21 protein-coding genes are annotated in these 23,549 nt (G+C 69.1%); 4 read left to right on the top strand and 17 right to left on the bottom strand.

Annotation, left to right across the window (positions count from 1 at the left end; translation table 11 throughout):
- Positions 1–270 precede the first annotated feature (270 nt).
- The gene (locus tag ACFYYF_RS05665; RefSeq protein ID WP_388771832.1) at positions 271–960 is read left to right on the top strand and encodes a hypothetical protein; all 690 of its coding nucleotides are present in this window, start codon (positions 271–273) and stop codon (positions 958–960) included.
- Positions 961–1,019: 59 nt separating this feature from the next.
- Here the strand turns inward: ACFYYF_RS05665 and nuoN are convergent, their stop codons facing one another.
- From nuoN to ACFYYF_RS05595, 14 genes are read right to left on the bottom strand one after another with little or no spacing between them, the layout of a single operon-like run.
- Entirely contained in the window at positions 1,020–2,678 is a 1,659-nt protein-coding gene (gene nuoN / locus ACFYYF_RS05660; RefSeq protein ID WP_388771830.1) for an NADH-quinone oxidoreductase subunit NuoN, read from the bottom strand.
- Entirely contained in the window at positions 2,675–4,246 is a 1,572-nt protein-coding gene (locus tag ACFYYF_RS05655) for an NADH-quinone oxidoreductase subunit M (RefSeq protein WP_361676950.1), read from the bottom strand. Before ACFYYF_RS05655 ends, nuoN begins: the two co-directional genes overlap by 4 nt.
- A 5-nt stretch (positions 4,247–4,251) precedes the next feature.
- Positions 4,252–6,165, bottom strand: coding sequence for an NADH-quinone oxidoreductase subunit L (gene nuoL / locus ACFYYF_RS05650; RefSeq protein WP_361676953.1), 1,914 nt, complete (start codon positions 6,163–6,165; stop codon positions 4,252–4,254).
- A 14-nt stretch (positions 6,166–6,179) separates the two neighbouring features.
- On the bottom strand, positions 6,180–6,479 hold the full coding sequence (nuoK, locus tag ACFYYF_RS05645) for an NADH-quinone oxidoreductase subunit NuoK (protein ID WP_054232157.1): 300 nt from the start codon (positions 6,477–6,479) through the stop codon (positions 6,180–6,182).
- Positions 6,476–7,294: an NADH-quinone oxidoreductase subunit J gene (locus tag ACFYYF_RS05640; protein WP_355761885.1), complete on the bottom strand. Its 819-nt coding sequence runs from the start codon at positions 7,292–7,294 to the stop codon at positions 6,476–6,478. Before ACFYYF_RS05640 ends, nuoK begins: the two co-directional genes overlap by 4 nt.
- Positions 7,291–7,920, bottom strand: coding sequence for an NADH-quinone oxidoreductase subunit NuoI (nuoI, locus tag ACFYYF_RS05635; RefSeq protein ID WP_388771827.1), 630 nt, complete (start codon positions 7,918–7,920; stop codon positions 7,291–7,293). Before nuoI ends, ACFYYF_RS05640 begins: the two co-directional genes overlap by 4 nt.
- Entirely contained in the window at positions 7,913–9,283 is a 1,371-nt protein-coding gene (nuoH, locus tag ACFYYF_RS05630) for an NADH-quinone oxidoreductase subunit NuoH (protein ID WP_361676959.1), read from the bottom strand. Before nuoH ends, nuoI begins: the two co-directional genes overlap by 8 nt.
- Entirely contained in the window at positions 9,280–11,784 is a 2,505-nt protein-coding gene (locus tag ACFYYF_RS05625) for an NADH-quinone oxidoreductase subunit G (RefSeq protein WP_388771825.1), read from the bottom strand. The genes nuoH and ACFYYF_RS05625 overlap by 4 nt, the downstream gene beginning before the upstream one ends.
- On the bottom strand, positions 11,781–13,133 hold the full coding sequence (gene nuoF / locus ACFYYF_RS05620; protein ID WP_339130853.1) for an NADH-quinone oxidoreductase subunit NuoF: 1,353 nt from the start codon (positions 13,131–13,133) through the stop codon (positions 11,781–11,783). The genes ACFYYF_RS05625 and nuoF overlap by 4 nt, the downstream gene beginning before the upstream one ends.
- Positions 13,130–13,972, bottom strand: a complete 843-nt coding sequence (gene nuoE, locus ACFYYF_RS05615; RefSeq protein WP_361676968.1) for an NADH-quinone oxidoreductase subunit NuoE — start codon at positions 13,970–13,972, stop codon at positions 13,130–13,132. Before nuoE ends, nuoF begins: the two co-directional genes overlap by 4 nt.
- Entirely contained in the window at positions 13,969–15,309 is a 1,341-nt protein-coding gene (locus ACFYYF_RS05610) for an NADH-quinone oxidoreductase subunit D (protein WP_388771823.1), read from the bottom strand. The genes nuoE and ACFYYF_RS05610 overlap by 4 nt, the downstream gene beginning before the upstream one ends.
- Positions 15,306–16,046, bottom strand: coding sequence for an NADH-quinone oxidoreductase subunit C (locus tag ACFYYF_RS05605; RefSeq protein WP_388771821.1), 741 nt, complete (start codon positions 16,044–16,046; stop codon positions 15,306–15,308). Before ACFYYF_RS05605 ends, ACFYYF_RS05610 begins: the two co-directional genes overlap by 4 nt.
- A complete protein-coding gene (locus tag ACFYYF_RS05600; RefSeq protein ID WP_003998928.1) occupies positions 16,043–16,597 on the bottom strand; it encodes an NADH-quinone oxidoreductase subunit B family protein in 555 nt (184 codons plus the stop codon). The genes ACFYYF_RS05605 and ACFYYF_RS05600 overlap by 4 nt, the downstream gene beginning before the upstream one ends.
- A gap of 13 nt (positions 16,598–16,610) precedes the next feature.
- Positions 16,611–16,970 (bottom strand): NADH-quinone oxidoreductase subunit A, encoded by a 360-nt coding sequence (locus tag ACFYYF_RS05595; RefSeq protein ID WP_037627175.1) that lies wholly within the window; start codon positions 16,968–16,970, stop codon positions 16,611–16,613.
- A 724-nt stretch (positions 16,971–17,694) separates the two neighbouring features.
- Here ACFYYF_RS05595 and ACFYYF_RS05590 point away from each other — a divergent pair.
- A complete protein-coding gene (locus ACFYYF_RS05590; protein ID WP_361676974.1) occupies positions 17,695–18,522 on the top strand; it encodes a C40 family peptidase in 828 nt (275 codons plus the stop codon).
- Between the two features lie 170 nt (positions 18,523–18,692).
- On the opposite strand, the gene ACFYYF_RS05585 is transcribed toward ACFYYF_RS05590, so the two are convergent.
- On the bottom strand, positions 18,693–19,994 hold the full coding sequence (locus tag ACFYYF_RS05585) for a geranylgeranyl reductase family protein (RefSeq protein WP_361676977.1): 1,302 nt from the start codon (positions 19,992–19,994) through the stop codon (positions 18,693–18,695).
- Between the two features lie 98 nt (positions 19,995–20,092).
- Between ACFYYF_RS05585 and ACFYYF_RS05580 the strand changes: the two genes are divergently transcribed.
- Both ACFYYF_RS05580 and ACFYYF_RS05575 read left to right on the top strand, forming a co-directional pair.
- Positions 20,093–20,599 (top strand): GNAT family N-acetyltransferase, encoded by a 507-nt coding sequence (locus ACFYYF_RS05580; protein ID WP_388771817.1) that lies wholly within the window; start codon positions 20,093–20,095, stop codon positions 20,597–20,599.
- A 105-nt stretch (positions 20,600–20,704) separates the two neighbouring features.
- Positions 20,705–21,037, top strand: coding sequence for a PASTA domain-containing protein (locus ACFYYF_RS05575; RefSeq protein WP_361676983.1), 333 nt, complete (start codon positions 20,705–20,707; stop codon positions 21,035–21,037).
- Between the two features lie 34 nt (positions 21,038–21,071).
- On the opposite strand, the gene ACFYYF_RS05570 is transcribed toward ACFYYF_RS05575, so the two are convergent.
- Positions 21,072–21,764 (bottom strand): demethylmenaquinone methyltransferase, encoded by a 693-nt coding sequence (locus ACFYYF_RS05570; protein ID WP_388771814.1) that lies wholly within the window; start codon positions 21,762–21,764, stop codon positions 21,072–21,074.
- Between the two features lie 158 nt (positions 21,765–21,922).
- The gene (locus tag ACFYYF_RS05565; RefSeq protein ID WP_388771812.1) at positions 21,923–23,446 is read right to left on the bottom strand and encodes a reprolysin-like metallopeptidase; all 1,524 of its coding nucleotides are present in this window, start codon (positions 23,444–23,446) and stop codon (positions 21,923–21,925) included.
- Positions 23,447–23,549 lie beyond the last annotated feature (103 nt).

Here is a 23,549-nt window from a genome sequence, read left to right as displayed (position 1 = left end):
GCGCCTCGACCACTGCGTCCACGATAGGGGGCCGCGCCGACAGTCCGAGAGTTGTCCACAGGCTGCGAGGTACCGGCTTCCCTGTGTATCGGCGCGCGGCCCGTCTCACTCCGCTGCGCGGCGCGCCCCGGCGGGGTTCAACCCGTTGGCCCCGCCCGCATGGCGGCGCCTCGGGGCCGAGGGCCATGCTGCTCGGGCGGGAGGAGGGGGCCCGCAGCCGACGGACCCGTGCAGTCCGTACGCCTCTCTCATGCCTCTAGGAGCCCTCGCATGCCCCAGCGTCCCCTCAGGACCGCCGTCACCCTCGTCACAGCCGCCGCGGCGTCGCTCGCCCTGTCCGCCGGACCGGCCCCGGCCGCCGACCGTCCCGTCGACCCGAAGATCGTCCGGGATCTGGTCAAGGCATACCTGGCCAGTGCCAAGTACCTCGACGAGAAGGCCGCCGTCGCCGACGGATACGTCCCCAACCGTTGCTCCACGGATCCCGCGGGGCACGGCAGCATGGGCTACCACTACTTCAACCCGGCCCGTTACGGCTCGGTCGATCCGGCGAAGCCCTCGGCTCTCCTGTTCGAGGACGGCAAGGACGGCAAGCGCAGGCTCGCCGGGGTCGAGTGGATCGTTCTGGACTCCGACCAGAACCTGAAGACCAGCAAGGACCGGCCGTCGATGTTCGGCGGGCAGAAGTTCGACGGTCCGATGCCGGGTCACTACCCCGGTATGCCGATCCACTACGACCTGCACGTCTGGCTCTGGAAGCAGAACCCCAACGGGCTGTTCGACCGCTGGAACCCGAGGGTGAAGTGCACGGCCTCCCCGGCCCCCCACACCGGCAAACCGGACAAGGGACACGGTGGCAAGACGGCCCCGGGCCACACCGGCTCGTCCGGCACGGGTCACAAGGGCTCCGCGGGCATGGCTCACAAGGGTTCCGCGGGCATGGCCCACACCGCCCACTGAGAACGGCTCGGGCCCGCTCCCTTTGAAAGGGGGCGGGCCCGAGCCGCGTGAGGAACCGCTCAGCGCACGAAGACCCCTGCCTGGCTCGCCAGGTTCAAGAAGTACTGCGGCGCCACACCGAGCACCAGGGTGACCGCCACTCCCGCGGCGATCGCCGTCATCGTCAGCGGCGACGGCACGGCGACCGTCGGACCCTCGGGCTTCGGCTCGCTGAAGAACATCAGCACGATCACGCGGATGTAGAAGAAGGCCGCGATCGCCGACGAGATCACACCGACCACGACCAGCGCGCCCGCTCCGCCCTCCGCCGCCGCCTTGAACACGGCGAACTTTCCGGCGAATCCCGAGGTGAGCGGGATACCGGCGAAGGCCAGCAGGAAGACCGCGAACACCGCGGCCACCAGCGGCGACCTGCGTCCGAGACCAGCCCACTTGGACAGGTGCGTGGCCTCTCCGCCCGCGTCGCGTACGAGCGTGACGACGGCGAAGGCGCCGATCGTGACGAAGGAGTACGCGCCGAGGTAGAAGAGGACCGACGAGACGCCGTCCGGCGAGGTCGCGATGACACCCGCGAGGATGAATCCGGCGTGCGCGATCGACGAGTACGCCAGGAGCCGCTTGATGTCGGTCTGGGTGATCGCGACGATCGCTCCGCCCAGCATCGTGACGATCGCCACGGCCCACATGACCGGCCGCCAGTCCCAGCGCAGCCCCGGCAGGACCACGTAGAGCAGGCGCAGCAGCGCGCCGAACGCCGCCACCTTCGTCGCCGCGGCCATGAAGCCGGTGACCGGGGTGGGCGCGCCCTGGTAGACGTCGGGCGTCCACATGTGGAAGGGCACCGCGCCGACCTTGAAGAGCAGGCCCATGACGACCAGGGCGGTGCCGATGAGCAGCAGTACGTCGTTGCCCATGGTGCCGGCGAGCGCCGGGTCGAGGTCGGTGACCGTGCCGTCGACGACGTGCGCGATGGTCGCGTACGACATCGAGCCCGCGTAGCCGTACAGCAGGGCGATGCCGAAGAGCGTGAACGCGGAGGCGAAGGCGCCGAGCAGGAAGTACTTGACCGCCGCCTCCTGCGACATGAGCCGCTTGCGGCGGGCCACGGCGCACAGGAGGTAGAGCGGCAGGGAGAAGACCTCCAGCGCGACGAACAGTGTCAGCAGGTCGTTGGCAGCGGGGAAGACGAGCATGCCGCTGATCGCGAAGAGCAGCAGCGGGAACACCTCGGTGGTGGTGAACCCCGCCTTCACTGCGGCCTTCTCGCTGTCGCTGCCGGGCACCGCTGAGGCCTGCGCGGCGAAGGCGTCGACCCGGTTCCCGTGCGCCTCGGGGTCGAGGCGCCGCTCGGCGAAGGTGAAGACGCCGAGGAGTCCGGCGAGCAGGATCGTGCCCTGGAGGAACAGGGCCGGTCCGTCGACGGCGATCGCGCCCATGGCCGCGATGTGCGCCTTGGTGGTGCCGTATCCGCCCGCCGCGAGCGCGACGACCGCGGCGAAGGCCGCTGCCAGTGCGACGACGGCGACGAACACCTGTGCGTAGTAACGGGACTTGCGTGGCACGAAGGCCTCGACCAGCACCCCGATGACCGCTGCGCCGATGACGATCAACGCGGGCGACAATTGCCCATATTCGATCTTCGGTGCATCGATCTTGGAGATCGGCTCGGCCGCGGTCGCCGCGGTTGTCCACAGGCTGTGGACGGCTGATGCGCTCACTTGGCCGCCTCCACCTCGGGCTTGGGGTCCGTCTTGTGTACGTCTGACATGGTCTGCTTGACCGCCGGGTTGACGATGTCGGTGACCGGCTTCGGGTAGACGCCCAGGAAGATCAGCAGGGCGATCAGCGGGGCGACGACCAGGAGCTCGCGCACCCTGAGGTCCGGCATCTCGGCGACCTCGGCCTTGACCGGGCCCGTCATCGTCCGCTGGTAGAGGACGAGGGTGTAGAGCGCGGCGAGGACGATGCCGAAGGTGGCGATGATGCCGACCACCGGGTAGCGCGTGAACGTGCCGACCAGGACCAGGAATTCACTCACGAAGGGCGCGAGCCCCGGGAGCGACAGCGTCGCGAGACCGCCGATCAGGAACGTGCCCGCGAGCACCGGGGCGACCTTCTGCACCCCTCCGTAGTCGGCGATCAGACGCGAGCCGCGCCGCGAGATCAGGAAGCCGGCCACCAGCATCAGGGCGGCGGTCGAGATCCCGTGGTTGACCATGTAGAGCGTGGCGCCCGACTGGCCCTGCGTGGTCATCGCGAAGATGCCCATGATGATGAATCCGAAGTGCGAGATCGAGGCGTAGGCGACCAGCCGCTTGATGTCCCGCTGCCCGACCGCGAGCAGCGCGCCGTAGACGATGCTGATCAGCGCCAGGACGAGGATCGCGGGCGTCGCCCACTTGCTCGCCTCCGGGAAGAGCTGGAGGCAGAAGCGGAGCATCGCGAAAGTGCCGACCTTGTCGACGACCGCGGTGATCAGCACGGCGACCGGGGCGGTGGCCTCACCCATGGCGTTGGGCAGCCAGGTGTGCAGCGGCCACAGGGGCGCCTTCACCGCGAAGGCGAAGAAGAACCCGAGGAAGAGCCACCGCTCGGTGCTGGTCGCCATGTGCAGGGAGCCGTCGGCCCGCGCCTGGACGATCTCCTGGAGCGAGAAGCTCCCGGCGACCACGTACAGGCCGATCACGGCGGCCAGCATGATCAGGCCGCCGACCAGGTTGTAGAGGAGGAACTTCACCGCGGCGTACGAGCGCTGCGTCGCCGCCGCCTCGTCACCGTGCTCGTGGGCCCGGTCCCCGAAGCCGCCGATGAGGAAGTACATCGGGATCAGCATGGCTTCGAAGAAGACGTAGAACAGGAAGACGTCCGTGGCCTCGAAGGAGATGATCACCATCGCCTCGACGGCCAGGATCAGGGCGAAGAAGCCCTGGGTCGGACGCCAGCGCCTGCTCCCGGTCTCCATCGGGTCGGCGTCGTGCCAGCCCGCCAGGATCACGAACGGCATCAGCAGCGCGGTGAGCGCGACGAGCGCCACCCCGATGCCGTCCACGCCCAGTTGGTAGCTCACCCCGAAGTCCGGGATCCAGGAGTGGGACTCGGTGAGCTGGTAGCGGTCGCCGCCGGGGTCGAAACGCACCAGGGTGACCACGGCGAGCGCCAGCGTGCCGAGGGAGACCAGCAGCGCCAGCCATTTCGCGGCGACGCGCCGCGCGGGCGGCACGGCGGCCGTGGCGATCGCCCCGAGGGCCGGGAGCACCGCCGTCGCTGTCAGGAGGGGAAAGGACATCGGTATCAGACCGCCCTCATCAGCAGGGTCGCGGCGACGAGGATCGCCGCACCGCCGAACATCGAGACCGCGTAACTGCGCGCATAGCCGTTCTGCAGCTTGCGCAGCCGCCCGGAGAGGCCGCCCACGGAGGCCGCCGTTCCGTTGACGACTCCGTCGACCAGGGTGTGGTCGACGTACACCAGGGAGCGGGTGAGGTGCTCACCGCCGCGTACGAGCACGACGTGGTTGAAGTCGTCCTGGTACAGGTCGCGCCGGGCGGCGCGGGTGAGCAGGGAGCCGCGCGGGGCGACGACCGGGACGGAGCTGCGTCCGTACTGGAGGTAGGCGATGCCGGCGCCGACGACGAGCAGCACCATGGTGGCCAGGGTGACCGTGAGGGCGCTGACGGGCGAGTCGCCCTCCGAGTGCCCGGTGACCGGCTCCAGCCAGTGCAGGAAGCGGTCGCCGATGCTGAAGAAGCCACCCGCGAACACCGACCCGAAGGCCAGCACGATCATCGGGATCGTCATGGACCTGGGCGACTCGTGCGGGTGCGGCTCGTGGCCCTCCGCGTCGGGCTGCCAGCGCTTCTCCCCGAAGAAGGTCATGATCATCACGCGCGTCATGTAGTACGCGGTGATCGCGGCGCCCAGCAGGGCGACGCCGCCGAGGATCCAGCCCTCGGTGCCGCCCTTGGCGAAGGCCGCCTCGATGATCTTGTCCTTGGAGAAGAAGCCCGACAGGCCCGGGAAGCCGATGATCGCCAGATAGCCGAGACCGAAGGTCACGAACGTGACCGGCATGTACTTCCTGAGACCGCCGAACTTCCTCATGTCGACCTCGTCGTTCATGCCGTGCATGACCGAACCGGCGCCGAGGAAGAGCCCGGCCTTGAAGAAGCCGTGCGTCACCAGGTGCATGATCGCGAAGACGTAGCCGATGGGGCCGAGACCGGCCGCCAGCACCATGTAGCCGATCTGCGACATGGTCGAGCCGGCGAGCGCCTTCTTGATGTCGTCCTTCGCGCAACCGACGATCGCACCGAACAGGAGGGTGACCCCGCCCACGACGGTGACGACGAGCTGCGCGTCGGGTGCCGCGTTGAAGACGGCGGCCGAGCGCACGATCAGATACACGCCCGCGGTCACCATGGTGGCGGCGTGGATGAGGGCCGAGACCGGGGTCGGGCCCTCCATCGCGTCCCCGAGCCAGGACTGCAGCGGCACCTGGGCCGACTTGCCGCAGGCGGCGAGCAGCAGCATCAGCGCGATGGCCGTGAGCTTGCCCTCGGTGGCGTCCCCGGCGATCCCGGAGTGCCCCTCGGTGCCGAGCAGCGGCCCGAAGGCGAAGGTCCCGAAGGTCGTGAACATCAGCATGATGGCGATGGACAGGCCCATGTCGCCGACGCGGTTGACCAGGAAGGCCTTCTTGGCGGCCGTGGCCGCGCTGGGCTTGTGCTGCCAGAAACCGATCAGCAGGTACGAGGCGAGACCGACGCCCTCCCAGCCGACGTACAGCAGGAGGTAGTTGTCGGCGAGGACGAGCAGCAGCATCGCCGCCAGGAACAGGTTCAGATAACCGAAGAAGCGGCGGCGGCGTTCGTCGTGCTCCATGTACCCGATCGAGTACAGGTGGATCAGCGAGCCGACGCCGGTGATCAGCAGGACGAACGTCATCGACAACTGGTCGAGCTGGAAGCCGACGTCGGCCCGGAAGTCTCCGACGGCGATCCAGCTGAACAGATGCTGGGTGAAGGTCCGGTCCTCGGGACCCTTGCCCAGCATGTCGGCGAAGAGCACGACGGCGATCACGAAGGAGGTCCCCGCGAGCACCGTACCGATCCACTGACCGACGGCGTCCAGCCGACGTCCGCCGCACAGCAGTACGGCCGCTCCGAGCAGAGGCGCCGCGATGAGCAGCGCAATCAGGTTCTCCACGATTCAGCGACCCCTTACAGCTTCATCAGGCTGGCGTCGTCGACCGAGGCCGAGTGGCGGGAACGGAACAGCGACACGATGATCGCGAGCCCGACCACGACCTCCGCGGCGGCGACGACCATCGTGAAGAACGCGATGATCTGGCCGTCGAGATTGCCGTGCATCCGGGAGAAGACGACGAAGGCGAGGTTGCAGGCGTTGAGCATGAGCTCGACGCACATGAACACCACGATCGCGTTCCGTCTGATCAGGACACCGGTGGCGCCGATCGTGAACAACAGAGCGGAGAGATAGAGGTAGTTGACCGGATTCACTTGGACGCCTCCTCCGGCTTCGTGCGCTCCAGGCGCTCCTCGGCGCGCTGCTCCAGCGCCTTGAGGTCCTTCAGCGCGTCGGCCGACACGTCACGGATCTGCCCGCGGTCGCGCAGCGTCTTGCTGACGGTCAGCTCGGACGGAGTGCCGTCGGGGAGCAGGCCCGCGATGTCCACCGCGTTGTGCCGGGCGTAGACACCCGGCGCCGGCAGCGGCGGAATGTGCTTGCCCTCGCGCACCCGCTGCTCGGACAGCTCGCGCTGGGTCCTGGCACGCTCGGTGCGCTCGCGGTGCGTGAGCACCATGGCGCCGACGGTGGCCGTGATGAGCAGGGCGCCGGTGATCTCGAAGGCGAACACGTACTTCGTGAAGATGAGGGCGGCGAGGCCCTCCACGTTGCCGTTCGCGTTCGCCTTCGCCAGGCCGTCGAAGTCCTGGACGGACGCGTTGCCGATGCCGGCGAACAGCAGGATGCCGAAGCCGGCTCCGCAGAGCAGGGCCAGCCAGCGCTGTCCCTTGATGGTCTCCTTCAGGGAGTCCGCCGCGGTGACACCGACGAGCATGACGACGAAGAGGAAGAGCATCATGATCGCGCCGGTGTAGACGACGACCTGGACGATGCCGAGGAAGTAGGCGCCGTTGGCGAGGTAGAACACCGCCAGGACGATCATGGTCCCGGCGAGGCACAGCGCACTGTGCACGGCCTTGCGCATGAAGACGGTGCACAGGGCGCCGATCACCGCGACGGTACCGAGAACCCAGAACTGGACGGCCTCCCCGGTGGAGGTCGAGTACGCGGCCAGGTTGGCGGTCATGCCTCCGCCCCCTCTCCGCCGGACGTGCCCGACGGACTCGCCGAGGGGTGCAACTCGCCCTTGGAGACGGCCACCTGGCGCTCGGTGCCGGGCGCGGCCTCGGTCACCAGACCTCGGTAGTAGTCCTGCTCGTCCGTGCCCGGGAAGATCGAGTGCGGGGTGTCGACCATGCCTTCCTGGAGTCCGGCGAGCAGCTGCTCCTTGGTGTAGATGAGGTTGGCACGGCTGCTGTCCGCGAGCTCGAACTCGTTCGTCATCGTCAGCGCGCGCGTGGGGCACGCCTCGATGCACAGGCCGCACAGGATGCAGCGGGCGTAGTTGATCTGGTAGACGCGGCCGTAGCGCTCGCCCGGGGAGTAGCGCTCCTCCTCGGTGTTGTCCGCGCCCTCCACATAGATGGCGTCCGCGGGACAGGCCCAGGCGCACAGCTCACAGCCGACGCACTTCTCCAGGCCGTCCGGATGGCGGTTGAGCTGGTGCCGGCCGTGGAACCGCGGCGCGGTGGTCTTCTGCTGTTCCGGGTACTGCTCGGTCAGCCGCTTCTTGAACATGGCCTTGAAGGTCACGCCGAAACCGGCGACGGGGTTCTGGAAACCGGGCTTGGTCTCCTTCGGCTCCTCAGCCATCGGACCCCTCCTTTCCGTCACGAGATCCGGTAACCGGTCCATCACTCGCAGTATCGGACCCGCCACTGACAATCAGCTCCCGCTCGCGGCGCGGACGGCGCCGCGGTACCGGCGGCAGCTCCTGTCCGGGCAGCGGGGGCACGGGGAATCCGCCGGCCATCGGGTCGAAGGCGGCGGGTTCGGCGGGCGTCTCCCGGCCCTGCTTGTCGCGGAAGATGTCCGCCACGAACGACAGCAGCAGCAGGACGAGGACGCCTCCGCCGACGTACAACGCGATGTCCGCGAAGTCGTAGTTCTCGTTGCGGAGCGTGCGGACCGTGGCGACGAGCATCAGCCACACCACGGAGACCGGGATGAGCACCTTCCAGCCGAGCTTCATGAGCTGGTCGTAGCGGACGCGCGGCAGCGTGCCGCGCAGCCAGATGAAGAAGAACAGCAGGAGCTGCACCTTCACCACGAACCAGAGCATCGGCCACCAGCCGTGGTTGGCGCCCTCCCAGAAGCTGCTGATCGGCCAGGGCGCGCGCCAGCCGCCGAGGAAGAGCGTCGTGGACACGGCCGAGACCGTCACCATGTTCACGTACTCGGCGAGCATGAACAGCGCGAACTTGATCGACGAGTACTCGGTGTTGAAGCCGCCGACGAGGTCGCCCTCGGACTCCGGCATGTCGAACGGGGCCCGGTTGGTCTCGCCGATCATCGTCACGATGTAGATCAGGAACGAGACCGGCAGCAGGATGATGTACCAGCGGTCCTGCTGCTGCTCCACGATCGTCGAGGTCGACATCGACCCGGAGTAGAGGAACACGGAGGCGAACGCGGCACCCATGGCGATCTCGTACGAGATCATCTGGGCGCAGGAGCGCAGACCGCCGAGCAGCGGGTAGGTCGATCCGGAGCTCCAGCCGGCGAGCACGATCCCGTAGATGCCCACCGAGGCGACCGCGAGGATGTAGAGCATCGCGATCGGCAGGTCGGTGAGCTGCATCGTGGTGCGCTGGCCGAAGATCGAGATCTCGTTGTCCGCGGGCCCGAAGGGGATCACGGCGATCGCCATGAAGGCCGGGATGGCCGCGACGATCGGCGCGAGGACGTAGACGACCTTGTCCGCGCGCTTGACGACGAGGTCCTCCTTGAGCATCAGCTTCACGCCGTCGGCGAGCGACTGGAGCATGCCCCAGGGCCCGTGCCGGTTGGGGCCGATGCGCAGCTGCATCCAGGCGACGACCTTGCGCTCCCACACGATCGAGAAGAGCACGGTCACCATGAGGAAGGCGAAGCAGAACACCGCCTTGATGACGACCAGCCACCAGGGGTCGTGGCCGAACATCGAGAGGTCTTCAGCGGCGAGGTACGGCGTCATGCCTCCACCTCCTTGGGGGCCTCGGCGGCGATCGTCGCCGGGCCGATGCGGACGAGTGCGCCGGGCAGCGCCCCGGTGTCGGAGGCGACGCCCCCTCCGGTCGAGTTCAGCGGGAGCCAGACCACGCGGTCGGGCATCTCGGTGATCTGCAGCGGGAGTTCCACCGCTCCCGTGGGGCCGGTCACGGCGAGGACGTCGCCGTCCTTGACCCCGGCCTCGGCGGCGGTGGCGGCCGACACGCGCGCGTGTGCGGCGTGCCGGGTCCCGGCGAGCGCGGTGTCGCCCTCCTGGAGACGCCCCTGGTCGAGCAGCAGCCGGTGTCCGGCCAGAACGGCCTCCCCGGCGTCCGGACGGGGCATCTGCACCCCGGTCTCGGCGGGTTCGCCGGCCCGCTCTCCGTCCCAGGCGCCGAGCCGGTCGAGTTCCCCGCGCGTGGTGCGCAGGTCCGGCAGCCCGAGGTGGACGTCCATGGCGTCGGCCAGCATCTGCAGGACACGCGCGTCGGCGGGCGCGAGCCGCCGGGTCATCTGGTCGGGCTTGAGCGCGGCCTCGAAGGAACGGACCCTGCCTTCCCAGTTGAGGAAGCTTCCGGCCTTCTCGGCGACCGCGGCGACCGGCAGAACGACGTCCGCCTGCTCGGTGACCTCGCTGGGCCGCAGTTCGAGCGACACGAGGAAGCCGACCTCGGACAGTGCCTCACGCGCGCGTGCCGGGTCGGGAAGGTCGGCGACCTCCACACCCGCCACCACCAGGGCGCGCAGTTCGCCGCCGACGGCGGCCTCCACGATCTGGCCGGTGTCACGGCCGTAGCGGTGCGGGAGTTCGGAGACGCCCCAGGCGGCGGCGACCTCGTCCCGCGCGCGCGGGTCGGTGGCCGGGCGCCCGCCCGGCAGCAGCGACGGAAGCGCTCCGGCCTCGATCGCGCCGCGCTCCCCGGCCCGGCGCGGGATCCACACCAGGCGGGCTCCGGTGGCGGTGGCGGTCCGCACGGCGGCGGTCAGCCCTCCGGCCACGGAGGCCAGCCGCTCACCGACGACGATCACGGCGCCCTCGGCGCGCAGCGCCTCGGCGGCCTTCGCGCCGTCGCCCTCCAGGCCGACACCGCTCGCGAGCGCGTCCAGCCACTCGGTCTCGGTGCCGGGCGCGGCCGGCAACAGCGTGCCGCCCGCCTTCTCCAGACCGCGGGTGGCGTGCGTGGCGAGGGAGAAGGTCTTCTGCCCGTGCCCGCGCCACGCCTTGCGCAGCCGCAGGAAGACGCCGGGCGCCTCCTCCTCCGACTCGAAGCCCGCCAGCAGGACGGCGGGCGCCTTCTCCAGAGCGGTGTACGTGACGCCGGTGCCGTCGAGGTCCCGGCCGCGTCCGGCGACCCGGGCGGCCAGGAAGTCGGCCTCCTCGGAGCTGTGCACGCGCGCGCGGAAGTCGATGTCGTTCGTGTCGAGGGCCACGCGCGCGAACTTGCTGTACGCGTAGGCGTCTTCCACGGTGAGCCGGCCGCCGGTGAGGACACCGGCCCGGCCGCGGGCGGCGGTCAGTCCCTGTGCGGCGGCCTCCAGTGCCTCCGGCCAGGAAGCGGGCTCCAGGACGCCGTCGGCGTTGCGGACCAGCGGGGTGTCGAGGCGGTCGCGCTGCTGCGCGTACCGGAACCCGAACCGGCCCTTGTCGCAGACCCATTCCTCGTTGACCTCGGGGTCCGGCGCCGCGAGGCGCCGCATCACCTTGCCGCGCCGGTGGTCGGTGCGCGTCGCACAGCCGCCGGAGCAGTGCTCGCACACGGAGTGCGAGGAGATGAGGTCGAAGGGGCGCGAGCGGAAGCGGTAGGCCGCCGACGTGAGCGCGCCCACCGGGCAGATCTGGATCGTGTTGCCGGAGAAGTACGACTCGAAGGGGTCGCCGTCACCGGTGCCGACCTGCTGGAGCGCGCCCCGCTCGACCAGTTCGATCATGGGGTCGCCCGCGATCTGGTTCGAGAAGCGGGTGCAGCGGGCGCACAGCACGCACCGCTCGCGGTCGAGCAGCACCTGGGTGGAGATCGGGACCGGCTTCTCGTACGTCCGCTTCCTGCCCTCGAAGCGGGATTCGGCGTTGCCGTGCGACATCGCCTGGTTCTGCAGGGGGCACTCGCCTCCCTTGTCGCAGACCGGGCAGTCCAGCGGGTGGTTGATGAGCAGCAGCTCCATCACACCGTGCTGTGCCTTCTCCGCGACCTGGGAGGTGAGTTGAGTCTTGACGACCATCCCGTCCGTACAGGTGATCGTGCAGGACGCCATGGGCTTGCGCTGGCCCTCGACCTCGACGATGCACTGGCGGCAGGCGCCGGCCGGGTCGAGGAGCGGGTGGTCGCAGAACCGGGGGATCTCGATGCCGAGCTGTTCGGCGGCCCGGATGACCAGGGTGCCCTTGGGCACGCTCATCTCGACGCCGTCGATCGTCACCGAGACGAGGTCCTCCGGCGGGACCGCCGCTTCCCCGCCTCCGGAGGGAGCGCTGGTGGTCACTGTCATGCGTTCACCTCCGTGTGCTTGTCCGCCCAGACCGTGGACCTGGCGGGGTCGAAGGGGCAGCCGCGGCCCGTGATGTGCTGCTCGTACTCCTCGCGGAAGTACTTGAGCGAGGAGAAGATCGGCGAGGCGGCACCGTCGCCGAGGGCGCAGAAGGACTTGCCGTTGATGTTGTCGGCGATGTCGTTCAGCTTGTCGAGGTCGGACATGACGCCCTTGCCGGCCTCGATGTCGCGGAGCAACTGCACGAGCCAGTACGTTCCTTCGCGGCACGGCGTGCACTTGCCGCAGGACTCGTGGGCGTAGAACTCGGTCCAGCGGGTGACGGCGCGGACGACGCAGGTCGTCTCGTCGAAGCACTGGAGTGCTTTCGTGCCGAGCATGGAACCCGCGGCGCCCACTCCTTCGTAGTCAAGAGGGACGTCGAGGTGCTCGTCGGTGAACATCGGGGTCGAGGAGCCGCCCGGGGTCCAGAACTTCAGCCGGTGGCCGGGGCGCATCCCGCCGCTCATGTCGAGGAGCTGACGCAGGGTGATGCCGAGGGGCGCCTCGTACTGGCCGGGGCTGGCGACGTGGCCGCTGAGCGAGTAGAGCGTGAAGCCCGGAGACTTCTCGCTGCCCATCGACCTGAACCATTCCTTGCCTTTGTGGAGAATTGCGGGAACTGACGCGATCGATTCGACGTTGTTCACAACAGTTGGACACGCATAAAGGCCCGCGACAGCAGGGAAAGGGGGACGGAGCCGCGGTTGACCACGGCGGCCTTCGAGCGAGTCGAGCAGCGCGGTCTCCTCACCGCAGATGTACGCGCCCGCGCCCGCGTGCACGGTGAGCTGGAGGTCGAGTCCGCTGCCCAGGATGTTCTCGCCGAGGTAGCCCGCCGCGTAGGCCTCACGTACGGCCTCGTGCAACCGCCGCAATACGGGGACGACTTCACCGCGGAGATAGATGAAGGCATGCGAAGACCGGATGGCGTAGCACGCGATCACAATGCCCTCGATGAGGCTGTGCGGGTTCGCGAAGAGGAGCGGGATGTCCTTGCAGGTTCCCGGCTCCGATTCGTCGGCGTTGACAACTAGATAGTGAGGTTTGCCGTCCCCCTGGGGAATGAACTGCCATTTCATTCCGGTCGGGAAGCCGGCGCCGCCGCGGCCCCGCAGCCCGGAGTCCTTGACGTACGCGATCAGGTCGTCCGGTGACATGGCGAGTGCCTTGCGCAGGCCCTCGTACCCCTCGTGCCTCCGGTAGACGTCCAGCGACCAGGACCTGTCCTCGTCCCAGAAGGCCGACAGCACGGGTGCGAGCAGCTTTTCCGGACTTGTCTCGTTGATTTCGGCTGCCAAGGTCATCACTCCCCCTCCTCTGCCACAGGACCCGCCGGGTGGGACGGGTCGGAGGCCGACGTGTCCTGCGGCGCGTCGTGCGAGCTCTGGTGCTCGGCGGGCCGCTGGTTCTGAGGTGCTCCTCCGCCCCGCGGATGCACCACGCGCGCGGGGGCGCTCTCGCCCTTGGCCAGGCGCAGCCCCACCAGGGAGGCGTGGCCCGCGCTGCCGCCGGCCTCCACCGCGCCCTCGCGCTCGTCGGGGAAGCCCGCCAGGATCCGGGCGGTCTCCTTGAAGGTGCACAGCCGCGCGCCGCGGGTCGGCTCGACGTCCGCGCCCGCGCGCAGGTCGTCGACGAGACGCTTGGCGGAGTCCACGGTCTGGTTGTCGAAGAACTCCCAGTTGACCATCACGACCGGAGCGAAGTCGCAGGCCGCGTTGCACTCGATGTGCTCCAGGGTGACCTTTCCGTCACCGGTGGTCTCTCCGTTGCCGACGCCCAGGTGGTCCTGAAGGGCCTCGAAGATGGCGTCGCCGCCCATGACGGCACACAGGGTGTTGGTGCAGACACCCACCTGGTAGTCGCCGCTCGGCTTGCGCCGGTACATCGAGTAGAAGGTCGCGACGGCGGCGACCTCGGCCGTCGTCAGGCCCAGTACCTCCGCGCAGAACCGCTGTCCGGTGCGCGTGACATGGCCCTCCTGCGACTGCACGAGATGCAGCAACGGAAGGAGTGCCGAGCGGGAGTCGGGGTAGCGGGCGATGATCTCGCGCGCGTCCGCCTCCAGCCGGGCCCGGACGTCGGCCGGGTAGTCGGGCGCGGGCAGTTGGGGCATGCCCAGGCTGACGCCCTCGGGGGTGGTGGTCACCGGTCGACGCCTCCCATCACGGGGTCGATGGACGCGACGGCGACGATGACGTCGGCCACCTGGCCGCCCTCGCACATCGCCGCCATGGCCTGCAGGTTGGTGAAGGACGGGTCGCGGAAGTGGACCCGGTAGGGGCGGGTGCCTCCGTCGGAGACGACGTGCACCCCGAGCTCGCCCTTGGGCGACTCGACCGCCGCGTACGCCTGTCCCGGCGGGACGCGGAAGCCCTCGGTCACCAGCTTGAAGTGGTGGATGAGGGCCTCCATGGAGGTGCCCATGATCTTCTTGATGTGGTCGAGCGAGTTGCCGAGACCGTCGGGGCCGAGCGCGAGCTGGGCGGGCCAGGCGATCTTCTTGTCGGCGACCATGACCGGGCCGGGCTGGAGCCGGTCCAGGCACTGCTCGATGATCCGCAGCGACTGGCGCATCTCCTCCAGGCGGATCAGGAAGCGCCCGTAGGAGTCGCAGGTGTCGGCGGTCGGGACCTCGAAGTCGTAGGTCTCGTAGCCGCAGTAGGGCTGGGACTTGCGCAGGTCGTGCGGCAGGCCGGCCGAGCGCAGGATCGGGCCGGTGGCGCCGAGGGCCATGCAGCCGGCCAGGTCGAGATAGCCGACGTCCTGCATACGGGCCTTGAAGATGGGGTTCCCGGTGGCGAGCTTGTCGTACTCGGGAAGGTTCTTCGTCATCTTCTTCACGAACTCGCGGATCTGGTCCACCGCGCCCGGGGGCAGGTCCTGGGCCAGTCCGCCGGGACGGACGAACGCGTGGTTCATCCGCAGGCCCGTGATCAGCTCGTAGATGTCGAGGATGAGCTCACGGTCACGGAAGCCGTAGATCATGATCGTCGTGGCGCCCAGCTCCATGCCGCCGGTGGCGATGCACACCAGGTGCGAGGAGAGCCGGTTCAGCTCCATGAGGAGCACGCGGATGATCGAGGCGCGGTCGGGGATCTGGTCGGTGATCCCGAGGAGCTTCTCGACGCCGAGACAGTAGGCCGTCTCGTTGAAGAACGGCGTCAGATAGTCCATGCGCGTCACGAACGTGGTGCCCTGGGTCCACGTGCGGAACTCGAGGTTCTTCTCGATGCCCGTGTGGAGGTAGCCGATGCCGCAGCGGGCCTCGGTGACGGTCTCGCCGTCGATCTCCAGGATGAGCCGGAGCACGCCGTGCGTGGACGGGTGCTGCGGGCCCATGTTGACGATGATGCGCTCGTCGTCGGACTTGGCCGCGGACTGGGCGATCTCGTCCCAGTCGCCGCCGGTGACCGTATATACGGTGCCCTCGGTCGTCTCACGGGGAGAGGCGGCCGATGCCCCGGAAGGGGTCTGCGTGCTCATGAGTACGACCTCCGCTGGTCCGGAGCCGGGATCTGGGCGCCCTTGTACTCGACGGGAATGCCGCCGAGGGGATAGTCCTTGCGCTGCGGGAAGCCCTGCCAGTCGTCCGGCATCATGATCCGCGTCAGCGCGGGGTGGCCGTCGAAGATCAGGCCGAAGAAGTCGTACGTCTCGCGCTCGTGCCAGTCGTTCGTCGGGTACACGGTGACGAGCGAGGGGACGTGCGGGTCCGCGTCCGGGGCGCTGACCTCCAGCCGGATCAGCCGGTTGTGGGTGATCGAGCGCAGGTGGTAGACGGCATGCAGCTCGCGGCCCTTGTCCTGCGGGTGGTGGACGCCGGAGACGCCGGTGCACAGTTCGAACCGCAGGGCCGGGTCGTCGCGCAGGGTCTGGGCGACGGGGAGCAGGTACTCGCGTTCGACGTGGAAGGTGATCTCGTCGCGGTCGACGACCGTCTTGTCGATGACGTTCTCGGGGACGAGTCCCTGTTCCTCCAGGGCGCCCTCCAGTTCGTCGGCCACCTCGTCGAACCAGCCGCCGTAGGGGCGGGTGGCCGCGCCGGGCAGCCGGATCGAGCGGACCAGGCCGCCGTAGCCGGAGGTGTCGCCGCCGTTGTTGGCGCCGAACATGCCGCGCTGGACGCGGATCTCCTCGCCCCTATCGCCCCGCTGGCCGGGAAGGTTGGACGCGCTCAGGTCCTTCTCGGGGTTGACCCCGTTGCCGTTCGCTTCGCTCACCGCAGCAGGCCCTTCATCTCGATGGTGGGAAGCGCCTTGAGCGCCGCTTCCTCCGCCTCGCGGGCCGCCTCCTCGGCGTTCACGCCGAGCTTGGAGGTCTGGATCTTCTGGTGGAGCTTGAGAATCGCGTCCATCAGCATCTCGGGCCGCGGCGGACATCCGGGCAAATAGATGTCGACCGGGACGATGTGGTCAACTCCCTGCACAATGGCGTAGTTGTTGAACATTCCGCCCGATGACGCACAAACCCCCATGGAGATGACCCACTTGGGGTTGGGCATCTGGTCGTAGACCTGCCGCAGCACCGGCGCCATCTTCTGGCTCACCCGGCCGGCCACGATCATCAGGTCGGCCTGGCGCGGTGACCCGCGGAAGACCTCCATACCGAAGCGCGCCAGGTCGTAGCGCCCGGCGCCGGTGGTCATCATCTCGATGGCACAGCAGGCGAGTCCGAATGTCGCGGGGAAGACGGACGCCTTGCGCACCCAGCCCGCGGCCTGCTCGACGGTCGTCAGCAGGAATCCGCTCGGCAGCTTTTCTTCGAGTCCCATGTCCTAAGGCCCCTCAGTCCCATTCCAGGCCGCCGCGCCGCCATACGTACGCGTAGGCGACGAAGACGGTGAGCACGAAGAGCAGCATCTCCACGAGCCCGAAAACACCCAGGGCGTCGAAGGTGACGGCCCAGGGGTAGAGGAAGACGATCTCGATGTCGAAGACGATGAAGAGCATCGCCGTCAGGTAGTACTTGATGGGAAAACGCCCGCCGCCGACCGGCGTGGGGGTCGGCTCGATGCCGCACTCGTAGGCGTCGAGTTTGGCGCGGTTGTACCGCTTCGGACCGATCAGCGTGGCCATGACCACGGAGAAGATCGCAAAGCCTGCCCCGAGGGCTCCCAGTACGAGGATCGGCGCATACGCGTTCACGCTCCTCGCTCCTCTCAGTCGGCACTGACTGGTGGCGGTTTCGGCGGGCCCGCACCCCTGCCTCGTCAGCACCGCGAACCCCACCCGTCCCGGCGAAGATCACGGACATGTGAAGCAGGTCACAAGCCCAACTGCCTCGCATCTTATGCCCGGCGGTCTGTGATCTGCGACACGGGGTATTGCCTTAGCTTTGTGATCTCCACCACCTGACGAACGATCATGAAGTCGGATGAGCAGTGATCTTCACACGCGAAGCGTCAGGTCGATCACCAGACGTGACATTTTCGCTCATCTCCGCAGGCCCAGGGGGTCGTCTCAATATCAAGAGACTTCCGCCGCATGCAAATTCGCCTTGGACGCACCCCCTTGATAGTGGACCGCGTTCACACTTCGGGGGGACCAAGGGGACCGATGTGGACACGTGCACGCGTTCACGAGCGCGGGCGACGCGGGGGCGAGGAGGGTTCACGCGCGGGACGCGAGGGCCCGGGTGACCGTTCCGTGACCTGCGCCACATCTACCTATGGGTCAGATAAGCCGGGCTTGGCCATCCTCTTCAACCGGTGGTAGGTGGCGGGCAATTCGGACGTAATACTGAAAGGCCATGATCACGGGCCTGATGGACAGTGTCCGCAATGCCCGTTACGGCGTCAATAAAGAGTGACGGGCGACGAATTCGGCGGCCGATTGAACAACTGTGGCGCACCACACGTTTCTTGAAGGTATGGAGGAGCCCCTGGTACCGCTAGTACCCATGTCCCACACCGCACACATACGAAGCCACCGGAAGCCCCGTCGCAACGCTCCGTCGCTCGCGATGCGCGCCGGAGTTGCCGGTGGCGTCCTCAGCACCCTCGCCGTGGCCGCGGCCGCGGGTTCGGCGAGCGCCGCCGAGTCCGTCACGCAGACCATGGAGCTGCCGACCCTGACGGCCGACCTGGCCAACCAGGTCGCGCAGTCCGCGGACGCGACCCAGCAGGCCGCGGCCGACTACCAGCTCCAGGCGGAGCGTGACGCGGCGGCCGCCAAGGCGGCCAAGCAGGCCAAGGCCGACCTGGCCGACGCCAAGAAGAAGGCGGAGGCCAAGAAGAAGGCCGAAGCCGCGCGCAAGGCCGCGGCGGCCGAGGCCGTCTCGCGCTCCTCGGCGCGGACCGTCCTGTCGGCGAGCGCGTCCACGAACGTCTCGGCCCCGGCCAGCGGCAGTGTCGCGACCGTCATCGCCTTCCTCAAGGCTCAGGTCGGCGACGCGTACGTCATGGGCGGCACCGGACCCAACGCGTGGGACTGCTCCGGTCTGGTGCAGGCGGCGTTCAAGCAGGTCGGCGTCGACCTGCCGCGTGTCTCTCAGGACCAGTCGGTGTCCGGTACGCCGGTTTCCCTGTCCAATGTCCAGGTCGGAGACATTCTGTACTGGGGTTCGGCGGGTTCGGCCTACCACGTCGGTGTGTACATCGGTGACGGGCAGTACCTCGACGCGGCCAACCCCTCCAAGGGCGTCGTGATCCAGGACCTCTCGGGCTACCCGGCCACGGGCGCGGTGCGCGTGCTCTGACCCACGGGTGAACGCCGAAGGACCGCTTCCTGTGCGGGGAGCGGTCCTTCGGGCTGTTCCGGTGCCGGCGGCGTCCGAAGGCGCCTCCAGTGGCCTGGAGCCGCCCCGGTGCCCGGGAGCCCGCCCCGGTGCCCCGGGGCGGCTCGCGCGCCCCAGGGCGGCTCGCGCGGTCAGGCCTTCGGGGCGACCTTCGAGAGGCCGTTGATGATGCGGTCCATCGCGTCGCCGCCCGTCGGGTCGGTGAGGTTCGCGAGCATCTTGAGGGTGAACTTCATCAGCATCGGGTGGGTCAGACCCCGCTGCGTGGCGATCTTCATGACCTTCGGGTTGCCGATGAGCTTCACGAAGGCGCGACCGAGGGTGTAGTAGCCGCCGTAGGTGTCCTTCAGGACGCGCGGGTAGCGGTGCAGCGCCAGTTCGCGCTGGCCGGGGGTGGCGCGGGCGTGGGCCTGGACGATGACGTCGGCCGCGATCTGGCCGGACTCCATGGCGTAGGCGATGCCCTCGCCGTTGAAGGGGTTCACCAGACCGCCGGCGTCACCCACCAGCAGCAGGCCCTTGGTGTAGTGCGGTTGACGGTTGAAGGCCATCGGGAGGGCCGCGCCGCGGATCGGGCCGGTCATGTTCTCGGGCGTGTAGCCCCAGTCCTCCGGCATCGAGGCGCACCAGGCCTTCAGGACCTCGCGCCAGTCGAGCTCCTTGAAGGAGTCGGAGGTGTTGAGGACACCGAGACCGACGTTCGAGGTGCCGTCGCCCATGCCGAAGATCCACCCGTAACCGGGCAGCAGACGGTCCTCGGCGCCCCGGCGGTCCCACAGCTCCAGCCACGACTCCAGGTAGTCGTCGTCGTGGCGCGGCGAGGTGAAGTACGTACGGACGGCGACGCCCATCGGGCGGTCCTCGCGGCGGTGCAGGCCCATCGCGAGGGAGAGGCGGGTGGAGTTGCCGTCCGCCGCCACCACCAGCGGGGCGTGGAAGGTCACCTCCCGCTTCTCCTTGGAGTCGGCGTCGCCCAGCTTGGCGTGCACGCCGGTGATCCGGCCGGTGCGCTCGTCGAGGATCGGGGCGCCGACGTTGCAGCGCTCGTACAGCCGCGCGCCCGCCTTCTGCGCCTGGCGCGCGAGCTGCTCGTCGAAGTCGTCCCGCTTGCGCACGAGGCCGTAGTCGGGGAAGGAGGCGAGATCCGGCCAGTCGAGCTGGAGGCGTACACCGCCGCCGATGATGCGCAGGCCCTTGTTGCGGAGCCAGCCGGCCTCCTCGGAGATGTCGATGCCCATCGACACGAGCTGCTTGGTCGCGCGCGGGGTCAGCCCGTCACCGCAGACCTTCTCGCGCGGGAAGGCCGTCTTCTCCAGGAGCAGGACGTCGAGCCCCGCCTTCGCCAGGTAGTAGGCGGTGGTGGAGCCGGCTGGCCCGGCCCCGACGACGATGACGTCGGCGGTGTTCTCGGAGAGGGGCTGGGGCTCGGTCACGGCTGGGTCTCCCCAAGGCTCGAAATCAACGTGCCGACGGGCACTGGACATGGGCAGTCTATGCAGCGGTACCGATCACCCGGCTGAAGGGCTGCCCCGTGAACCGAGCTCTCCCCGCTGTACGACTGCGCGTCCCCACCGACGAGGACGCTCTCGCCTGGCACCGGGTCTTCGACGATCCCGAGGTCATGGAGTTCCACGGGGGCCGCGCGGCCGAGCGGTCCGTCTACGAGGAACTCACGGCGCGCCAGCGGCGGCACGACGCGGAGCACGGGTTCTGCCTGTGGACGATGGTCGGTCCCGGGGACGAGGTTCTCGGCTTCACGGGCGCGCAGCCCTGGCCGCACGCCTGGGGACCGGCCGGGAAGATCGAGATCGGCTGGCGGCTGGGGCGGGAGCACTGGGGCAAGGGGTACGTCACGGCGGCGGCGCGCACCACGCTGGAGCGGGTCCGCGCGGCGGGCGTCACGGACGTCGTCGCCATGGTCAACGCGGGCAACACCCGTTCCATCGCGGTCACGAGACGGCTGGGCATGGAGCTCGCCGAGCGGTTCACGCTGCCCTCGTCGCGGCAGGAGGGCCACCGCTACCGGCTGGCCCTGTGACGGCCGCCGGAACCGGCCCCGCGCCGAGGTCCCGCGCGTCTTCTCATGGCTTCCGGAAGGGCACGGGCGAGGCTTACCCTTCCGGTACCGCTGGGGGTGACGTCTGTGCGCATAACACCCAAGACACCCGAAGTGCGCGTGCCGCGGCTCGTCGGTCTGATGGCCGTGGACGCGCGTGAGACGGCAGAGGCTCGCGGTGTTCTGCTCGCCGCGCCCGACCGGCCCGATTTCCATCGGACGGTCGTCGACTACGTCGTACGGCAATTTCCGCAGCCCGGGGCCGAGGTGCCGCGCGGAGCCGTCGTCACGGTGTGGTTCGACCTCGGGGACGCGGAGGGCGGCGCCGGGGTGCGCGAGCCCCGTCCGCCCCGCCCGCCGTCGGGCGGGCTGCGGCGCGAACTCGACCTTCCCGGCGACCCGTTCGTGGTCCTCAGGTAGCCGGTCCCGGAGCTCCCCGGGGCGCTGGGCGGGGTCAGACCTTGTAACCCCGGTGGAGGGCGACGATGCCGCCCGTCAGGTTGCGCCAGGCCACCTTCGACCAGCCGGCCCCGATCAGCCGCTGGGCCAGCTCCGGCTGGGTCGGCCAGGCGCGGATGGACTCGGCGAGATAGACGTACGCGTCGGGGTTGGAGGAGGCGGCGCGCGCGACCGGGGGCAGCGCGCGCATCAGGTACTCGGTGTAGACCGTCCGGAACGGCGCCCAGGTGGGGTGCGAGAACTCGCAGATCACGACACGCCCGCCCGGCTTGGTCACGCGGTACAGCTCGCGCAGCGCGGTGTCGGTGTCCTGCACGTTGCGCAGTCCGAAGGAGATCGTGACGGCGTCGAACGTGTCGTCCTTGAAGGGCAGCCTGGTCGCGTCACCCGCGGTCAGCGGCAGCCAGGGGTGGTTGCGCTTGCCGACAAGGAGCATCCCGAGGGAGAAGTCGCAGGGGACGACGTACGCGCCGGTGCGGGCGAAGGGGAGCGACGAGGTCGCGGTGCCGGCCGCGAGGTCCAGGATCTTCTGCGCGGGGCGCGCGTCGACCGCCTTGGCGACCTCCTTGCGCCACGCCCGGTCCTGGCCGAGCGACAGCAGGTCGTTCGTCAGGTCGTACCGTTCCGCCACGTCGTCGAACATCGAGGCGACTTCGTGCGGCTTCTTGTCCAGGGATGCGCGGATCACGGTCCCCATTGTGGCAGCAGGGGCCCGACGGCTCTCCGGCGCCCGGCCGGGAACGGGCCTCCGTTCCCGTGTACGAGGACAGCGCCGCACCCGCCCCGTGAACCGGGGAGGGTACGGCGCTGCCGCCGGGGCCGGGGCGCCCGGTACTACCGCGTGGGCTAGGGGATCTCTTCGAACACCGCGTTGAGGGTGTGGTTGGCGTTCATGGTGATCGTGTAGTTCGTCGTGGTGTCCGCCTGGCGCACACCGTCGACGTCCCAGCCGACGAGCCGGAAGCCGGGGCTCACATCGGCGGTGACGGTGACCTGCGTGCCGGGGTCGTACGGGCCGTACTCGCTCGGGTTGAGACTGCCCCCGGCGGGCGGGGAGGAGGTCATGGTGAGGGAGACCCGGTTGGTGACCTGGGAGGTCCGGTAGTTCGCCAGGAACTCGGCGGCCCTGGTCGCGTTGGCGGCGTTGTTGTTGTTCTCGTCGCCGAGAGCCTGGCCGTTCAGCAGGTTCACGGTGTTGGAGTACTGGTTGACGACCGCGCACGGCTGAGTGCAGGCGCTGGAGTAGGCCATGATCGTGTGGTGCCGCTGGTCGGCGGTGACCCACCCGTAGTTGTCGGTGCCGACGGGGGTCGTGCCGCCCTGGGACACCACCGTCTTGCGGTCGTGCTTGAGACCGAAGTTGTGGCCGATCTCGTGCGCGAGGTTCTCCCACGCCGTGATGGAGAAGGCGCTGGTGACCGAGAACGCGTTGTTGCTGGTCCCCGGGCCCGCCGGGGTGGGCAGGTTGGCCTGCCCCGAACTGTCCTCGGCCGGGATGGAGGCGATGAGCGCCACCAGGTCGGCGCTGTACGCGAGCCGCTGGGCGGCGGCCGGGGCTCCGAGGGTCACGTTCAGGGGGTTGCTGATCATGCTCAGCAGGGTTCCGGCGTTCTCACGGGCCACGCCGGTCGCCGCGGTCTCGTACGTGTTCACGACGTGCACGCTGGCCGGCACCTGGCTGGTCGCGAGGGCCCTGTTGAGCTGGTTCACGCCGTACCGGATGCGGCTCTGCACGGCGGCGGTGGAGCCGAGTTCGGTGACGGTGGCCGGGGTGTAGGCGACGACGATGTCGATGGCCGCCGGATTGTCGGGGGTGGCGATCCGCAGACCCGGCTTGTACGGCTTGACCGACCTGGTCGGCGGCACGGTCACGGTGTCCACGCCCTGGCCGCTCGGGGGCAGCTTCAGGGTGTCGATCTCCTGCAGCAGGTACCTGCCCGGCCGCTTGGGCACCGGCTTGTAGAGGTACTGGCGGAAGCCCGCCTCGATCTCGCCGGACAGGGTGACCGGCCCGGCCGTGCACGCTCCGATGATCGACACGGAGATCGTGTTCTCCGGGTGCCTCGGGTCGTGGCCGGACCAGAACACCGTGCCGTCCGGCTCCTGGCGCTTGAAGTCCTCGATCGCCGTGAAGCCCTTCTGGTGCTCGAAGAGCGGGAAGGTGCGGCGCTCGGGCACGCCGTCCTTCTGTCTTCTGCACAGCGAATGGAAGTCCTTGGGATTCGCGCGCATCACCGCGCTGCGCTTCACCCAGGGCTCGGGGTCGTGGCCGGGACCGGCTCCGGCGGCCGCGGGTGTGTTCATGGCCAGCGACAGGGCGGCGGTGAGGGCGGTCGCCGCGGTGGACGCGGCGAGCAGGGAACGACGCATGAGGAAACGTCAGCCTCTCTGTGGGGGTTTCCCTCATGCTCGTGACCAAGATCGCACCAGGCTCGTTGTAGGCGTCCACACACGGCCAACCGGGGTGAGGTTC

It is taken from the genome of Streptomyces sp. NPDC001914, assembly GCF_042891215.1.
Lineage (GTDB): Bacteria > Actinomycetota > Actinomycetes > Streptomycetales > Streptomycetaceae > Streptomyces.
Note: the sequence above shows the minus strand (reverse complement) of the source record. Positions and strands in the feature narration are given on the sequence as shown.

Bases quoted from the DNA above. Each gene is read 5' to 3' on its own strand.
- ACFYYF_RS05665 (WP_388771832.1), top strand. From the start codon at position 271: ATGCCCCAGCGTCCCCTCAGGACCGCCGTCACCCTCGTCACAGCCGCC.
- ACFYYF_RS05655 (WP_361676950.1), bottom strand. From the start codon at position 4,246: ATGTCCTTTCCCCTCCTGACAGCGACGGCGGTGCTCCCGGCCCTCGGG.
- ACFYYF_RS05640 (WP_355761885.1), bottom strand. From the start codon at position 7,294: ATGACCGCCAACCTGGCCGCGTACTCGACCTCCACCGGGGAGGCCGTC.
- nuoI (WP_388771827.1), bottom strand. From the start codon at position 7,920: ATGGCTGAGGAGCCGAAGGAGACCAAGCCCGGTTTCCAGAACCCCGTC.
- nuoH (WP_361676959.1), bottom strand. From the start codon at position 9,283: ATGACGCCGTACCTCGCCGCTGAAGACCTCTCGATGTTCGGCCACGAC.
- ACFYYF_RS05625 (WP_388771825.1), bottom strand. From the start codon at position 11,784: ATGACAGTGACCACCAGCGCTCCCTCCGGAGGCGGGGAAGCGGCGGTC.
- ACFYYF_RS05610 (WP_388771823.1), bottom strand. From the start codon at position 15,309: ATGAGCACGCAGACCCCTTCCGGGGCATCGGCCGCCTCTCCCCGTGAG.
- ACFYYF_RS05600 (WP_003998928.1), bottom strand. From the start codon at position 16,597: ATGGGACTCGAAGAAAAGCTGCCGAGCGGATTCCTGCTGACGACCGTC.
- ACFYYF_RS05590 (WP_361676974.1), top strand. From the start codon at position 17,695: ATGGAGGAGCCCCTGGTACCGCTAGTACCCATGTCCCACACCGCACAC.
- ACFYYF_RS05565 (WP_388771812.1), bottom strand. From the start codon at position 23,446: ATGCGTCGTTCCCTGCTCGCCGCGTCCACCGCGGCGACCGCCCTCACC.